Raw genomic sequence first — 16,009 nt, forward strand, 5'->3', positions numbered from 1 at the left:
CGTAACTCCAAACCCCTTTACAAATATACTGAGAAATCATGACACGCTTTCCATCAATCCGCTTCGTATATCCCCATCCGCCTTGCCATATACTTTGAACAGGAAGGAAAGGAGTGATTCTTGTGGAGCTGTTCGCCGTATGGACCGATGTATCAGGGCAGGAGGAAGCAGATCAATTTTATCGTTGCATCAAAGAAAAAACCAAAGGTTTACATATAAGCAAAAGAGGTTTCAGGCTCACCTTCAAACATAATGATGGCAAAGCAGCCTGGGTATGCCGAGGGAATGAAAATCATGCTGAATTTCAACAGTGGCTGCCCCAAATCAGTGATTTGCTTGCCAAAGGACTGGCTGATTTTATTATGGATACCCGGGAGCGCTCCATTGTAGAAAACATGATTTCCAAAGCCTGTTCTGTCATGGACGAATATGAGGTGGAAAAGGTGAATCGGATCTGTATGCCCTTGCTTTTCAATGGCGATCTGGATCAGCCCGGACTTCGCGAAAAGCGCCGCTTAACGCTCGCGAATGGTCTCAGACATGATTTGGAGGAGGTTCATTTTTTTCATCTCGAGGGCATTCTCCACTTTCGGATGAAGCAATACAAGCAAGAGCTGCACGAACTGGTGGAATACGCTCTGGATGAGTTTTGGATGGATCGTCAATACGAAGAATTTATGGGATTGTTAAAATATTTCGTGTTCTTTCAGGAAGCTAAAGTTCCGCTTGTCCATCTGGTACACAAAGGTTCACATGAATTTCAGGTACTGGATGCGGGGCTGAATCCGCTCCCTGTGCAAAAAGATGAACAAGTCGTAGTGGAAATGCCGGGTCTTGAGCTTGAAATGGATATTGAAGACATGATTGTAAGCACACTGATATCGATATCTCCTGAAAAAGTAATGCTGCATACTCGCACACCGGATCTGCCGATTATATCTACGATTCGCCAGATCTTTGAGGACAAGGTGCAAATATGCCATCACTGTCCGGAATGTGAAGTGCTTCGTTCCGGTTTGCTGTCAGGCCTTGACGCAAGTGATCTCGGCAATTATAATAACTGTTGATCCATGAATTATGGAACGTATTTTATGGATAAGATATAACCAATAACCAACAAGCAAAAGCGTTGACAAAGACAAGGACCATACGCACGGTCGGTGCAGAGAGAGGAAACCAGGCTGAAATTTCCTCCAGATGCCACGTTTGGTTTACCCCTTTGTAGCTGCAGTTTTGAAAACGGAGGAATGTTACCTTAATAAGGTAGTGGTCCGTGAGTAAGGATATGCCGGGTCATGCCCGTTACCGTCATGCCAATGAGGGCTGTACGTTCACTATAGAATGAAGCAGCTGAATTAGGGTGGAACCACGAGTATACAACACTCGTCCCTTTGCCGGGACGGGTGTTTTTTGCGTTCCTTTGCAAACAAAGTGCAGGAATAGCAATAGATCATCAGTCCATTAACATGATGATGGACGTAGGTTACATTAACAGGAGGAATGAGACAAATGGCAGTTAACATTAAACTACCGGATGGTTCGGTACGTGAGTATGCCGATGGCAGCAGTATTGAGGACGTAGCAGCATCCATTAGCAGCGGATTGCGCAAAAACGCCGTAGCAGGCAAGCTGGATGGAATCGTAGTTGACTTGTCCACCAAACTTCACGAAGGAGCCTTGGTGGAGATCGTAACTTTGGATTCACCAGAAGGACTTGAAGTGATGCGTCATAGTACAGCTCACTTGATGGCTCAAGCAGTGAAACGTTTATATGGTAACAAAGAGGTACGCCTCGGCATTGGCCCGGTCATCGAAGATGGTTTCTACTATGATATGGACCTCGAACACCCGCTCAATCCTGAAGATCTGCAAAAGATTGAGAAGGAAATGGAACGTATTGTGAACGAGAACTTGCCAATTGTGCGTAAGGAAGTTAGCCGCGAGGACGCGATCAAAACGTTCGAAGAAGTGGGCGATCCTTACAAACTTGAGTTGATTCGTGACTTGCCAGAAGACAGCGTGATCACTATTTATGAGCAAGGTGAATTCTTCGACTTGTGTCGTGGTCCTCACGTACCATCGACTAGCAAAATCAAAGTGTTCAAACTGATGAACGTTGCGGGTGCTTACTGGCGTGGAGACAGCAAAAACAAAATGCTGCAGCGTATTTACGGTACAGCTTTTGTGAAAAAAGCTCAGTTGGATGAGCATTTGCACTTCCTCGAGGAAGCACGTAAACGGGATCACCGTAAGCTGGGTAAAGAACTTGAAATGTTCACATTCTCCCAACTGGTTGGACAAGGTCTGCCAATCTGGCTGCCAAACGGAGCCAAACTCCGTCGTACGTTGGAACGTTACATTGTGGATTTGGAAGAAAGCCTTGGATACCAGCACGTGTACACACCAGTTCTCGGTAATGTGGAATTGTACAAAACGTCTGGACACTGGGAGCACTATCAAGAAGACATGTTCCCGAAAATGGTTATGGATAACGAGGAACTCGTTCTCCGTCCAATGAACTGCCCGCACCATATGATGGTGTACAAGTCCAGTATGCACAGCTACCGTGACCTGCCGATTCGGATTGCCGAGCTTGGCATGATGCACCGGTACGAGATGTCTGGTGCTCTGACAGGTCTGCACCGTGTTCGTGCGATGACCTTGAACGACTCACACATTTTCTGTCGTCCGGATCAGATCAAGGAAGAATTCGCTCGTGTTATTGAATTGATCCAAACGGTTTACAAGGATTTTGGTATTCATGAATATCGTTTCCGTCTGTCTTACCGTGATCCGCAGGATACCGAGAAATATTTCCAGAACGATGAGATGTGGGAAATGTCCCAGCGTATGCTGCGTGAAGTTGTGGAAGAACTTAACTTACCTTTCTATGAAGCAGAAGGTGAGGCAGCGTTCTATGGTCCAAAACTCGACGTGCAGATCAAAACAGCACTGGGCAAGGAGGAAACGTTGTCCACAGTACAACTGGACTTCCTGCTGCCAGAACGCTTCGAACTGGAATACGTGGGAGATGACGGACAGAAACATCGTCCGGTCGTTATCCACCGCGGCGTAATCAGTACGATGGAACGTTTCACTGCATTCTTGCTGGAGAACTTTGCGGGCGCATTCCCGCTGTGGCTTTCCCCAGTTCAGGCAAAAGTCATTCCGGTATCCGGAAACTTCGACGATTACGCACGCGAAGTGGAAGCAAAACTGAAACGTGCTGGAATTTCGGCTGAAGCTGATCTGCGGAACGAGAAGCTCGGATATAAAATCCGTGAGGCACAGCTTGAGAAAATGCCTTATATGTTTGTCGTTGGTGAGAATGAACGCAGTGCTGAATCGGTATCCGTGCGTAAACGCGGAGAAGGAGATCTCGGCATGAAACCGGTAGACGAAATCGTAGCTCAATTGAAAGAAGAAATTAGCACACGCTTAGTATAAGTATACGTTTTGATTGAAGGCCGTCTGGAACATGGGTATTACACCATGTGCAGGCGGTTTTTCGCTGTCGTCCCTTTACTGAAAACACCTGTGATCGGCCATGTGTATAACAACTTTGTTTTTTGGAAAACCTTTGCAGTAAGGGGGAGGTTTTCAAATGAAAAAGCAGTACACAATGACAACAAAACTTTTACGGGTTCTGATCTCAAGTTGTGCCGTATTCATCGGATTAATCTTAACTTGGAATCAGGCAGGGGCGTATACATTCGAAGAGGAAAGCGCAGTGCTGCATGTGGACAAACGGCAGAGCGTATTATCAACAACAGCGGGGCATATTGGAAATCAGCGTGAGCGATCCATCCACGATTATGAATACAGTGATCAGGCACAGGTCACGACAATGGTCTATATGGCTTTATTGTGGTCACCACAGCCCATTGTCATTCCGAAGCCCGAGGTCCCAGGCAAGCAGGTGGTACTGGATCCTTCAATGCCTGTCATGGCACCACGTTCGGAACAGGTGCTGGGAACTCAGAAAGTAACAGCGACTGGTTATACGGCAGGTGTGGAGTCAACAGGAAAAGGACCAAAGCATCCTCAATATGGAATTACTTACTCAGGAGTGAAGGTGCGAAGAGACAAGGAGACGGTGTCAACCATTGCAGCCGATCCCAAATTGTTTCCTCTGGGTTCCATTCTCTACATTCCCGGATATGGTTACGGCATTGTTGCGGATACAGGTTCAGCCATTAAGGGCAATAAAATTGATCTTTATTTTCCGACAACGAAGCAAGTATATAAGGAATGGGGCAAAAAGGACGTCGAGGTACAGGTGATCAAACAGGGTGACGGAAAATGCACGGAAAAGATGCTGGATGAGTTGTCCGAAGCGATCGATGTATATAAATCCGTGCCGGATTCGTGGTTGGACAAAGCCGTTTAATTTGGCATGTTAAAGGATGAATAACTAAAGTGCTCTCTTCACATAATACTGACTGGGGACGAACCCCGCGCAGCAGCAGTGCAGCGTAAATATGAAGAGAGAGGTGATTCGTTGTGGCTAAAAGAACACAAGGACAAGGGTACCAAACGCCGAACGAGAAGTACAATGCTGAGTTTGGACAAGAAACTGCGGCAAGCAAAGTGAAGCAATCCGAGCAAAATAAAGTACAAGAAAATTTCCAAACACCTGATGAAAAATACAATGCAGAGTTCGGTGTAGAAAACACTGGACAAACAGGCCAAACCGGCCGCGCAGGTAAATTCCAGAAATAAATAGAAATATTCACCACCCTGGAGCTAATGCTCCAGGGTGTTTTATTTTTGATCCATTTACATAAATATCCTCACGCCTCAGTCTCGAGACCGAGATGAATTCCATCTGCCGCCGCTGTTAACGAACACTCCTCTGAGGTACACTGGATACAGAATACAGACGAAGGAGACATGAGCGATGAAACGATCTACGCGGGACCGCTGGTGGGTTGGTATACCTCTGATTGCGATTGGCGCAATCATTTTGTTTCGGCAATTGGGTTATGACATTGATATAGGATATATATTCAGAACATATTGGCCGTTGTTTTTGATCTGGTGGGGGGTAAAAGGAGTGACCGAAATCCGGCGCAATGGCGGGTACGCATTCATTGGCCCTGTCATTGTGCTGGCTATAGGTGGGTACTTTCTGTCACGTAACCTGGGCTGGATCAACTACTCCATGGGTGAGTTCATCCGGTATCTCATTCCAATCATGTTGATTGGGGGCGGATTGTTTGTCCTGATCGGACCACGTCGCCGTGATCGCAAACATCAAGACAAAATGCAGCCACCCCCACCGCCTGAACCATACAAGCCGTTGTCTTCGGAGGATTTAGAGATGCCTTCATCTTTTGATGAACAATTCGAGAAGACTTTTGGCAAGCCGAAACAGCAGGAGAAGAAAGATAATCCCTTTGACTCATACTCGACTGGCCCTGAAGGTGAATCGCATCACGGACATCAGCATAAGAAAAAGCATCATTCTCATTCTCATGGACCGGATGGTAACGGGTATGGAAACCACTATGGTGATGGCGGATACGGTAGTGAATATGAAGATTACGGCAACAGAAATACCATTAACAAATCAGCATTTATCGGTGACCTCTACATGGGACAGGAAGTGTTCTCCCTTAAACCAATGAATATCTCGGCGTTTATCGGCGACACGGTTATTGACTTGACGAAAGCGCAAATCCCTTATGGCGAGACCAAGATCAACATTTCCTCTTTTATTGGGGATGTGAAAGTATTTGTGCCGGAAGATATGGATCTGGGTGTAACCGTCACTACTAACTCGTTTATTGGAGATATGTCGCTGTTGAACCAAAAACGGGGTGGGTTTCTAAGCAGCGCTCAGGCTGAAACTTCTCATTACCGCGAAGCAGGAAAAAAGGTACGGATCGTTGTAAGTGTATTTATCGGAGATGTCAAAGTAAATAAGGTGGGTTAACACATGATTCGAACGATTCTCAAGGCCAACAAGTGGGAGCTGATGATGTATTTTGCCCTGACCGGGCTAATTACTCTAGGCGGATTCTACTTGCTGTACGGAGAGGTGCTGATGGGTACGGGGCGCCAGCGCGCATGGACGTATGCTGCTGTGGTCGTGCTGGCAACCGTAATTACCGGATATATTGCTGCTCTGCGGCTTCAGCGCAAAATTGATCTTCTGGATCTGAATATGCTTAAAGTATCCAAGGGTAACCTGGCGGTTCGCATGCCTGAGGCAGATGATGCCTCGTTCGGCAGAGTATACCAGGAGTTCAATGTCATGATGGATTCGATTGAGAAAAAAATGAGACTGCTCCAGCGCCTGGGGGAGCAGGAAGTAATTGAGAAAGAACAAGCTTCCGAACGTGCCGTGCTTGAAGAACGCAGACGGATGGCGAGGGATCTGCATGATACGGTTAGCCAGCAGCTGTTCGCCATGCACATGTCTGCCTCATCCTTGCCACGGTTATTAGAGATGAATCCGGAACACGGGCAAAAGGTGCTTGACCAGTTAATCCAGATGTCGCATATTGCACAGCGGCAGATGCGTGGTTTGATTGCGCAGCTTCGTCCGGTAGAACTCGAAGGAAGGAATCTCGCTGAGGCGCTGGACAGCTGGTTTCCGGATTATTGCAGACAGAATGGATTAAAAGGCGTGAAGGAGCTGGAACTGGATGGCGGAGTCTCGGACGCCATCGAGCACCAGCTGTTTCTTGTTATTCAAGAGGCTGTTGCCAATGTGGTTAAACATGCGGAGGCTGGGCTTGTGAGTCTGTCCATCCGGGAAAGTGAACATCAGATCAGCATGAGCATTAGTGATGACGGTCAGGGCTTCATGCAGCAAACTGAGCGGCCGGGGTCCTATGGATTGTCCACCATGCGTGAGCGGGCAGAGAAGCTTGGCGGGCAGGTCCAGATTATATCGAAACCGGGAGCGGGAACGACAGTACGGGTGCTTATCCCGAAATTCCCGAATGAACCAGAGGGGGAAACGGAATGAACGGAAAAGTGAATGTAATGATTGTAGATGACCATGATATGGTGAGAATGGGTTTGAAAACGTATCTTATGCTTGAGCCCACATTTCATGTGATGGGAGAAGCGGGTAATGGACAGGACGCGCTTAACCAGCTGCGCAAGCTGAATAAGGAAGAGATGCCGGATCTCATTTTGATGGATCTGATGATGCCTGTCATGAACGGTGCTGAGGCTACGCAAGCCATCATGGGTGAATTTCCAGGGTCCAAGATTGTGATGTTGACCAGCTTCCTCGAAGACGATCTGGTCGTGCAGGCCATTGAAGCGGGAGCCGTCAGCTATGTCCTGAAGACCGTATCCGCTGAAGAATTGATCTATGCTCTTCAGGGAGCCTATCGGGGAATGCCCGTGATGACAGGGGACGTGTCCCAGGCTTTGACCCGTGGCATCAGGCAGCGCACAGCAAGAGAGAGCGAATCTGGTCTGACCGAACGGGAGAAGGAAGTCCTTTTATTGATTGCAGAAGGCAAAACCAACAAAGATATCGGAGAAGAACTACATATAAGTATCAAAACCGTCAAAACACATGTAAGCAACCTGCTCATGAAGTGTGAAATGGATGATCGAACACAACTGGCTATTTATGCTCATCGTCAGGGTTGGGTGAAGAACAAGGGTTAAAATGCTGATTTAACGGGAAAAATGTTCTATTATTGCGTGCTTTTATCTCCTTTTTAATTGTTTTTAAGGTACGGTTAAGGTTTAAAGTACAAAATAAGGACAGTTAAAGAATATCTCTTGCGAAGAAGAGATTGGGAGGTAGAAAGCATGGACGAACGTAATTACAGACCGAACCGTCAAGACGAGGAAAATCAAACAAAACAAGCGGAGAACCGCAATTCATCCGGAACGGACGAATCCTCCTACTATTATTCTTATGGACCTTTTCAGTCCGTGAATCAGGAAGATACAGCAAGCAGTCATGTGAATCATAACGACCGTGAAGAAGGCGACGTACAGATTACGAGACCGGAGCCTGTTAAGCCGCTTCCGATGTATTACAACAATGGATCAACGGACCAGGCTAGCCGCAGCAACGGAGACAGCGGTAACGGTTCTGGTAACGGCGGAGATAGCGGAAATGGTGGCAAAAACGGCAATGGAAACTGGAATTATAACAATCGCAAGCCGCGTTCCTCGGTCAGATCACTTTTGTTCTCTTTTATCGCGGGGATGCTGGTCATTACGGTATTAATGTACACGGCAGACCGCACGAACATGTTCACACCACAGGAAGCGTTGACAAGTGCAGAAAATCAAAGCACAGCCAAGGAATCAACTTCTACGAATACGGGCAGCAGCAACAATGTAACAGCATCGCTCCTGCCAACGGGCAAAGAGGATGTGTCTTCCGTAGTCACGAGCACAAGTCCTGCGGTTGTCAAAATTGAAACGCTGGCTACACAATCCACACGCAGTGGAAGTCAAGGTGGATCGACGATGAGTGATCCGTTGTACCAATACTTCTTCGGTAATGGAAGCAATGGGGGCAATCAAGGGCAAAGCGAACAGCAGCAACAAGGAAGCAATCAACTTGTTCCTCTGGGTATCGGTTCCGGATTTATCTTTGACAAAGAAGGATATATCCTGACGAACCAGCACGTTATCCAGGGAGCAGATGTCATTCAGGTTACACTGGAGAACAACAGCAAACCATACGAAGCCAAACTGCTTGGAAGCAGCTTCGATCTGGACCTTGCTGTATTGAAAATCGAGAAAAACAGCGGTGACGAAGATTTCCCTGTTGCTCCGCTTGGCGACTCGAACAGCACACAAGTTGGTGAATGGCTCGTTGCCATCGGTAACCCCGAAGGATTCGAACATACCGTTACTGCAGGTGTACTGAGTGCCAAAGAACGTACGATTAGCATTCCGGACGAAGAAACAGGCAAAACTCGCGAATACAGCCACCTGCTGCAAACCGATGCATCCATTAATCCGGGTAACTCGGGTGGTCCGCTGCTTAACCTCAATGGTGAAGTCATTGGTATGAACGTTGCCGTTAGCGCTGATGCGCAAGGTATCGGGTTTGCCATCCCTTCGACTGTGATCTCGGATGCAGTGAAATATTTGAAAGAAAACAAAGAGGTTCCAAAAGAGCCTGTACCGTTCATTGGTGCATCTCTGATGGCTCTGACGCCAGAAGTGGCGAAACAAATGGGAACAGATATCACTGAAGGTTCTGTCGTAGCCAGCACCATCTATCAATCTCCGGCATACCAAGCCGATCTGCGTGCCTATGATATTATCACTGGTGCGAATGGAACAGCCTACAGCACAAGCCAAGACCTGATTGATTTCATCAAAACGCAGGAGATCGGCAGCGAAGTCACACTGAATGTTGTTCGTGATGGCAAGAAGATGGATATCAAAATTAAAATTGGCAACAAAAACGATTATGATACTTCACAAACATCTGAACAACAGCAGCAAACACAACCATAATTAAGAGTGGTAATCAGAAGGTTCAAAAGAGCGGAAGGGTTTGAGGGCCCTTTCGCTTTTTTTGTCCCACATGAGACGGATGTTGAAGATGACTGGAAGAGGTGAACAGCAAAAACCGTTTCAAGATGCAGATTGTGCTAGTGCCTGTTACAATGGGAATAAAACGTGAGGATAAAGGAGAAAGACCATGCGCTCAACTATATTGATTGTCGATGATGATGAAAAAATCGTGTCCATGCTCCGCCGGGGGCTGGCATTTGAAGGTTATGAGGTGCAGACAGCCTCCAACGGGGCTGAAGGCCTCAGTAAACTGATGGATAAGGAACCGGATGTGGTGGTGCTGGATGTCATGATGCCCCAAATCGATGGATTTGAGGTATGCCGCAGATTAAGAGAAGCGGGCAGCAAGGTGCCTGTACTGATGTTAACAGCCAAGGATGAGGTTCAGAGCCGGGTTACCGGGCTGGATACAGGCGCGGACGATTATTTGGTAAAACCATTCGCACTCGAAGAATTGCTGGCACGCGTACGCGCATTATTGCGCCGCAAATCGGACATCGCAGATACGCCGGACAACCGGCTTGTGTATGAAGACATCATTCTCGACAACGATTCTCGCGAGGTAATGCGTGACGGACAGCGTCTTGAACTGACAGCCAAGGAATTCGAATTATTGAATTTATTTATGCAAAATCCAAAAAGAGTGCTCTCTCGTGATCTGATCATGGATAAAATCTGGGGCTATGACTACAGCGGAGAGTCCAATGTTCTGGAAGTATATATTGCAATGCTCCGGCAAAAAACGGAAGAGTATGGAGGTAAACGCTTAATCCAGACGATTCGTGGAGCGGGTTATATTCTGAGAGGTGACTCCTGACATGTCCATTCGGTTAAAACTAACCGCATGGTATTCTGGCATCTTGGCAGCTGTGCTTATTTTTTGGGGTGTCGTAATCTATGCCTTTGTTTATTTCAATACGTATCAGGAAGTCGAACAGCAGCTGAAGTCGAAGAGTGCACGAATTACGGACCAGATCGGGGTTAACCCGTTATCACAAACGCTTGATTTGGACCCGTTTACCGAGAGTCAGCTGCAGGAAGCTCAAATTTATATTCAACTCTGGGATTACCAGAGCCAGTCGGGCAAAATCTCCGGGAACATGGAGAAGGTTCGCATCCAATTTCCGGTTTTGAAGACGAATGAAATCCTTGAAAAACGCGGAATATCCAAGATTTACGTGAATGGCACTCCTTTTCTGGTTAATCAGCAGCCCTTGTCTCTTTCGGGAACCAATGAAATCAGAGGGCTTCTTCAGGTCGGTGCCAATGTGAGCTCACAGGAACGATTGCTTGAAGCACTGCTTAACATTTTGATCTTTGGCTGGCTTGTGGCTATGGCCCTTGCCATAACTTCAGGTCTCATTCTAGCACGCAAATCGATGCGTCCACTTGTGAATGTCATAGATGCAGCCAATCAGATTCAATCAGGCGATGACCTGAGTGTCCGGATACAGTATACCGGTCCCAAGGATGAAATCGGCCGTTTAATTGAAACAGTGAATAACATGCTCGAACGGACGGAACTTTCTTTCCGCGGCCTGGAGGAGACGAATGCTGCCCAGCGCAGATTCGTATCGGATGCTTCGCACGAACTGCGTACACCGCTGACTACCATTCGGGGGAATGTGGATTTCCTGAAAAAGTTATGGGATCAAGAAGGTAACGATCGACCGAATCTGGACGAGGAGACCGTCAAGGCGATGTCGCTTGAAGCGATTGAAGACATGGCGGATGAAGGCAAACGCATGAGCAGGCTGATTAGCGACATGCTGTCACTGGCGAGAGCAGACACTGGACAAAAGATCGAGCTTAATCCTATCCCGCTGCAGATTTTGGTGCAGGAGGTTGCGCGTCGTTCCCAATTCCTTGACCACAAGGCGGAGTGGCGGGTGGGCGATTTGTCCATTTTGAATGGGATATATGTAAACGGCAGCAAGGACTATCTCCAACAGATGCTCTTTATTTTTATTGAAAATGCATTCAAGTACACACCGGACGGTTCGGTAACGCTTGATGCGATTCTATACAAAGGTCAGGTTGGTCTCCGGATCAGTGATACAGGAATAGGGATGGATAAAGATGAGGTCCCGTTTATCTTCGATCGTTTCTATCGTGCGGATGAATCTCGCGGAGCTACACCGGGCATTGGACTGGGGTTATCCATTGCCAAATGGATTATTGAGGAACATCAGGGCTCCGTTGAGGTAGTAACCAGACGCGGTGAAGGAACAACTTTCATCGTCTGGATGCCGGTTGTCTTTGCTCCACCTATCGAATAAAGGTATAATAGACTGGACTGCAATTACATCGGCAGCTAGTGCCGAAAAAGAAAGCGGGTGGCAACCAAGTGGAAGTACTGCGAATTTCGCCGCGAGGGTATTGTTACGGAGTTGTGGATGCCATGGTTTTGGCACGTCAGGCAGCACGCAATCTGGATCTACCACGGCCTATATATATATTGGGTATGATTGTGCACAACAAACATGTGACGGATTCCTTTGAAGATGAGGGTATCATTACATTGGACGGTCCAAACCGGATTGAAATTTTGAGTCAGGTGGAGAGCGGTACAGTGATCTTTACGGCTCATGGAGTATCTCCTGAGGTACGCAAGATGGCACGGGACAAAGGGCTGACTACAGTAGATGCAACATGCCCTGATGTTACCAAAACGCATGACCTTATTCGGGAGAAGACGGCTGAAGGTTATCAGATCATCTATATCGGAAAAAGGAACCATCCCGAACCTGAGGGTGCTGTTGGAGTGGCACCAGACCAGGTCCATTTGATCGAGAAGGAAGAAGAAATTGATGAACTGAATGTGCCATCTGGCAGAATTCTCATCACCAACCAGACGACAATGAGCCAATGGGATATCAAGCACATCATGAGCCGTCTGTTGGAGAAGTATCCAGGAGCGGAAATTCACAACGAAATTTGCCTCGCTACACAGGTTCGTCAGGAAGCTGTGGCAGAGCAGGCGGGTCAGTCTGATCTGGTCATCGTTGTGGGTGACCCGCGCAGCAACAACTCGAACCGGCTTGCACAAGTGTCGGAAGAAATTGCGGGTGTAACAGCCTACCGGGTATCGGATGTGTCCGAGATCAAGCAGGAATGGCTGAAAGGCGTGAACAAGGTAGCTGTCACTTCCGGGGCTTCAACGCCGACACCGATTACGAAGGAAGTCATCAGTTATCTGGAGCAATACGAGCATGATCAGCCGGAGACGTGGGAAATTAAACGTACGGTCAACATGAGCAAGCTGCTGCCTCCTGTGCGGGAGAAGACACGTACAACTTAAATGAACAACGAGGAATCCTGTGTTTCAGCCCGAATTTTGGGTTGCGGCACAGGTTTTTTTGTACTTGGTGGACGAACAGTTATCTTGACGAGAAAGGCAGACTATGATATATTTACTTTAGTGGATAAAAGCTTAAAAGCGAACAAGCGTTTAAGCGCGACAGAACTTTATTTATAATCAGACGCACATCGAAACAGTTAGGTGCTCTTATACAAGGAAGGATGGGAATTAATTATGATCGTTATTGCAGGTAAAGCAACACCAGAGGAACAGATTCAGGATATCGTCGCTGTGATTGAAAAGGAAGGACTTCAGGTGCATATCTCCCGCGGGGAGGATCGTACCATTATCGGATTGATTGGTAAAGTGGAACCCAAAATGCAGGAGCACCTTCGTCAAATGAAGGGCGTAGAGAATGTCGTAAGAATCTCGAAGTCCTACAAACTGGCCAGCCGTGACTTCCACCCTGAAGATACAGTCATTTCCATTAAGGGAGTGGATATTGGCGGAAAAGAACTCGTCGTTATGGGTGGACCATGTGCGGTAGAATCCGCTGCCCAAATTGATGAAATTGCTGGTCTTGTTAAAGCTGCTGGTGGCCAGGTACTGCGCGGTGGTGCATTTAAGCCACGTACAGGTCCTTACAGCTTCCAGGGCACAGGTGTAGAAGGGCTCATCATGATGGCTGAAGCTGGCAAGAAACATGACCTGCTGACCATCACGGAAGTGATGACACCGGAATACGTTGATATTTGCGCGGAGTACGCGGATATTCTGCAAGTCGGTACTCGGAATATGCAAAACTTCGATTTGCTTCGTAAGCTGGGTGAATGCGGTAAACCGGTATTGTTGAAACGCGGCTTCAGTGCGACGTACGATGAGCTGTTGAATGCGGCTGAGTATATTCTTGCTGGCGGTAACCCTAATGTAATGCTCTGCGAGCGTGGCATTCGTACGTTTGAATCCTATACTCGCAATACGCTCGATCTGTCGGCTATTCCTGTGCTGCAGTCTCTTAGCCATCTCCCTGTCATTTCGGATCCAAGCCACGGCACAGGACGCCGTGAGCTGGTAGAACCAATGACGAAAGCTTCAGTGGCTGCTGGTGCCAATGGACTGATTATTGAGATGCACACAGATCCAGACAATTCCATGACCGGTGACGGGGTACAATCGCTGTTCCCTGACCAATTTGCCAACTTGCTGCAGGATCTGGAGAAACTAGCCCCAATTGTGGGCAAAACGTTTAATACGACCAAACAACCGGCTGAGTTTTTCCCGGCAAGAGTAGGCGTTTAATTTTCAAGAATATTGTGAATATACCCGGGCATTTCCCATGTTTCCGTTCTTAGTGAATGGAAGTGGGGGATGTCCGGTTTTTCATATCAAGGGGCTGCTGAATGCATTTATTAATCAATAGTGATAAGAAACATTTATGATGTAATGTTTTTCCCATGTTTTAGGGAATTATATCAGTTACTTTACCGCATTAACTCAATTAAATACTATATACATTCGTTGTTATATGAAGTTTTGGTATTTATAAAATGTAAGTATAGCTAACATACTCGCAAAAAATACCTTACATAAGTATTGACGATGTCATGTTTGAGATTTTATAATGACGACAGAAAAAAATTCGAATATGGACATTTTCTTTCGTGGGGTTGTTTATTGTTCGGAATATTTGGGAGGACGAATACATGTCGGTTGAAAACGTATTGAAATCAATTCAAGAGAACAACATCGAGTGGGTAGATTTTCGTTTTGTAGATTTAGCTGGTCGTGCACATCACATCTCGTTGCCAGCTTCGGCTGTTGATGCAGACACATTCGTAAATGGAGTAGCTTTTGACGGTTCTTCTATCCAAGGTTTCCGTGGAATTGAAGAGTCCGATATGGTTATGATGCCAGATCCTGAAGCGACTTATGTCGATCCGTTCACTGCACACCCTACATTGAATGTTATGTGCGATATCTTTACACCAGATGGCGAGCGTTATGAGCGTGACCCACGCAGCATCGCTGTTAAAGCTGAAGCTTTCCTGAAAGAGAGCGGAGTAGGTACAGCAGCATTCTTCGCACCTGAATCCGAGTTCTTCATCTTCGACGATGTACGTTATGAGAGCGGCACGAACAGCTCTTCCTACTACGTTGATTCCGAAGAAGCATCATGGAACACGAACCGCAAGGAAGAAGGCGGCAACCTGGGCTTCAAAGTTCGCACTAAAGGCGGATATGTACCAGTGGCACCAGTCGACACACAACAGGATATTCGTAGTGAAATGTGTCGTTTGTTGGAAGAAGCTGGCCTGTCGATCGAGCGTCATCACCACGAAGTGGCAACAGCCGGTCAAGCCGAAATCAACTTCCGTTTTGATACATTGAAGAAAACAGCAGATAACCTGCTTGTATACAAATACATCGTGCACAACACTGCACGTCAATATGGCAAAGTAGCTACATTCATGCCGAAACCATTGTTCGGTGATAATGGTAGCGGAATGCACGTTCACCAATCCATCTTCGATGGTGATTCCCCATTGTTCTATGACAAAGCGGGATATGCGAACCTAAGCGAAATGGCTCTGCACTACATCGGAGGAATTCTGTACCACGCACCGGCTCTGATCGCCTTGACTAACCCAAGTACGAACTCATTCAAACGTCTTGTACCTGGTTACGAAGCACCGGTAAACCTGGTTTACTCCAAAGGTAACCGTTCTGCAGCAGTACGTATCCCGGTTGCAGCCGTGACACCTAAAGGTTGTCGCATCGAATTCCGTACGCCTGACTCCACAGCTAACCCTTACCTGGCATTCTCTGCAATGCTGATGGCGGGTCTGGACGGAATCAAACGCAAAATCAACCCAACTGAGCTTGGATATGGTCCGCTCGACAAGAACATTTATGACTTGTCAGATGCAGACAAAGAAAACATCCGCAGCGTACCAGCTTCCCTGGAAGAGGCACTTGATGCACTGGCAGCGGACAACGAGTTCTTGACTGAAGGTGGCGTATTCACCAAAGAATTCATCGAGAACTACATCAACCTCAAACGTGATGAAGTAAAAGCAGTAGCGATTCGCATTCATCCGCACGAGTACAGCCTCTACTTCGACTGCTAATCCGGTCGGAACAGATTCTGTTCCCAAAATAAAAGCCTCCGGGACTCGCTCTCGGAGG

The 16,009-nt window shown here is 47.2% G+C and carries 13 protein-coding genes; all 13 read left to right on the forward strand.

Going from position 1 to position 16,009, the window contains the following annotated elements:
- Positions 1-113 precede the first annotated feature (113 nt).
- Positions 114-1,067, forward strand: coding sequence for a putative sporulation protein YtxC (locus tag HP552_RS32955; RefSeq protein WP_175399539.1), 954 nt, complete (start codon positions 114-116; stop codon positions 1,065-1,067).
- Positions 1,068-1,509: 442 nt separating this feature from the next.
- Positions 1,510-3,447, forward strand: coding sequence for a threonine--tRNA ligase (thrS, locus tag HP552_RS32960; protein WP_175399540.1), 1,938 nt, complete (start codon positions 1,510-1,512; stop codon positions 3,445-3,447).
- 400 nt (positions 3,448-3,847) lie between these two features.
- Positions 3,848-4,390 carry a 3D domain-containing protein gene (locus HP552_RS35505; protein ID WP_175399854.1) on the forward strand — a complete coding sequence of 181 codons (543 nt, stop codon included), beginning with the start codon at positions 3,848-3,850 and terminating at the stop codon, positions 4,388-4,390.
- Positions 4,391-4,503: 113 nt separating this feature from the next.
- Positions 4,504-4,722 carry a hypothetical protein gene (locus HP552_RS32970; protein ID WP_175399541.1) on the forward strand — a complete coding sequence of 73 codons (219 nt, stop codon included), beginning with the start codon at positions 4,504-4,506 and terminating at the stop codon, positions 4,720-4,722.
- A 178-nt stretch (positions 4,723-4,900) separates the two neighbouring features.
- Positions 4,901-5,938, forward strand: a complete 1,038-nt coding sequence (gene liaF, locus HP552_RS32975; RefSeq protein ID WP_175399542.1) for a cell wall-active antibiotics response protein LiaF — start codon at positions 4,901-4,903, stop codon at positions 5,936-5,938.
- Positions 5,939-5,941: 3 nt separating this feature from the next.
- Complete coding sequence (locus HP552_RS32980; protein WP_175399543.1) at positions 5,942-6,979, forward strand: HAMP domain-containing sensor histidine kinase; 1,038 nt, start codon at positions 5,942-5,944, stop codon at positions 6,977-6,979.
- Positions 6,976-7,638, forward strand: a complete 663-nt coding sequence (locus tag HP552_RS32985; protein WP_175399544.1) for a response regulator — start codon at positions 6,976-6,978, stop codon at positions 7,636-7,638. Before HP552_RS32980 ends, HP552_RS32985 begins: the two co-directional genes overlap by 4 nt.
- A gap of 147 nt (positions 7,639-7,785) precedes the next feature.
- Positions 7,786-9,462: a S1C family serine protease gene (locus tag HP552_RS32990; protein WP_175399545.1), complete on the forward strand. Its 1,677-nt coding sequence runs from the start codon at positions 7,786-7,788 to the stop codon at positions 9,460-9,462.
- 187 nt (positions 9,463-9,649) lie between these two features.
- Positions 9,650-10,339, forward strand: a complete 690-nt coding sequence (locus HP552_RS32995; RefSeq protein ID WP_175399546.1) for a response regulator transcription factor — start codon at positions 9,650-9,652, stop codon at positions 10,337-10,339.
- 1 nt (position 10,340) lies between these two features.
- Positions 10,341-11,801: a sensor histidine kinase gene (locus HP552_RS33000; protein WP_175399547.1), complete on the forward strand. Its 1,461-nt coding sequence runs from the start codon at positions 10,341-10,343 to the stop codon at positions 11,799-11,801.
- Positions 11,802-11,869: 68 nt separating this feature from the next.
- Positions 11,870-12,823 carry a 4-hydroxy-3-methylbut-2-enyl diphosphate reductase gene (locus tag HP552_RS33005; RefSeq protein WP_175399548.1) on the forward strand — a complete coding sequence of 318 codons (954 nt, stop codon included), beginning with the start codon at positions 11,870-11,872 and terminating at the stop codon, positions 12,821-12,823.
- A 234-nt stretch (positions 12,824-13,057) separates the two neighbouring features.
- Complete coding sequence (aroF, locus tag HP552_RS33010) at positions 13,058-14,122, forward strand: 3-deoxy-7-phosphoheptulonate synthase (RefSeq protein WP_175399549.1); 1,065 nt, start codon at positions 13,058-13,060, stop codon at positions 14,120-14,122.
- 404 nt (positions 14,123-14,526) lie between these two features.
- A complete protein-coding gene (glnA, locus tag HP552_RS33015) occupies positions 14,527-15,951 on the forward strand; it encodes a type I glutamate--ammonia ligase (protein WP_175399550.1) in 1,425 nt (474 codons plus the stop codon).
- Positions 15,952-16,009 lie beyond the last annotated feature (58 nt).

Source organism: Paenibacillus xylanilyticus, assembly GCF_013359935.1.
GTDB classification, from domain to species: Bacteria; Bacillota; Bacilli; order Paenibacillales; family Paenibacillaceae; genus Paenibacillus; species Paenibacillus xylanilyticus.

What these genes read in the sequence shown, in the direction of transcription:
- thrS (WP_175399540.1), top strand. Translation starts at nt 1,510, where the DNA reads ATGGCAGTTAACATTAAACTACCGGATGGTTCGGTACGTGAGTATGCC.
- HP552_RS35505 (WP_175399854.1), top strand. Translation starts at nt 3,848, where the DNA reads ATGGTCTATATGGCTTTATTGTGGTCACCACAGCCCATTGTCATTCCG.
- liaF (WP_175399542.1), top strand. Translation starts at nt 4,901, where the DNA reads ATGAAACGATCTACGCGGGACCGCTGGTGGGTTGGTATACCTCTGATT.
- HP552_RS32980 (WP_175399543.1), top strand. Translation starts at nt 5,942, where the DNA reads ATGATTCGAACGATTCTCAAGGCCAACAAGTGGGAGCTGATGATGTAT.
- HP552_RS32985 (WP_175399544.1), top strand. Translation starts at nt 6,976, where the DNA reads ATGAACGGAAAAGTGAATGTAATGATTGTAGATGACCATGATATGGTG.
- HP552_RS32990 (WP_175399545.1), top strand. Translation starts at nt 7,786, where the DNA reads ATGGACGAACGTAATTACAGACCGAACCGTCAAGACGAGGAAAATCAA.
- HP552_RS32995 (WP_175399546.1), top strand. Translation starts at nt 9,650, where the DNA reads ATGCGCTCAACTATATTGATTGTCGATGATGATGAAAAAATCGTGTCC.
- HP552_RS33000 (WP_175399547.1), top strand. Translation starts at nt 10,341, where the DNA reads ATGTCCATTCGGTTAAAACTAACCGCATGGTATTCTGGCATCTTGGCA.
- aroF (WP_175399549.1), top strand. Translation starts at nt 13,058, where the DNA reads ATGATCGTTATTGCAGGTAAAGCAACACCAGAGGAACAGATTCAGGAT.
- glnA (WP_175399550.1), top strand. Translation starts at nt 14,527, where the DNA reads ATGTCGGTTGAAAACGTATTGAAATCAATTCAAGAGAACAACATCGAG.